Annotated in this window: 1 pseudogene; it reads right to left on the bottom strand. The window is 46.0% G+C overall.

What is annotated here, in order from left to right:
• A pseudogene (locus AC3LHT_RS06690) lies at positions 1–224 on the bottom strand (electron transport complex subunit RsxC); the annotation flags it as partial.

The raw sequence follows: 224 nt of genomic DNA, 5'->3' as shown, positions 1-224 counted from the left end.
TTCTATAACGATTGCGTTGTCTGGCTTACCGAGGACAGGATGATAAACCTTTGTGATCTCTTTCACCACGCCAGTAACCGGTGAATGAAGATTTGCGGAGATAAAACCAGCTGCTTCACCGATTTTTTGCCCAGTTAGCACCTTTTCTCCAACTTCAACCAGAGGCTTTGCTGGAATGCCGGCATGATTGGCAAGAAAAACGTAAACTATCTCTGGCAAAGGGG

The sequence above is a fragment of the Kosmotoga sp. genome, from assembly GCF_982836095.1.
The sequence above is the reverse complement of the archived record's forward strand: the minus strand, read 5'-3'. Positions and strand labels throughout refer to the sequence as shown.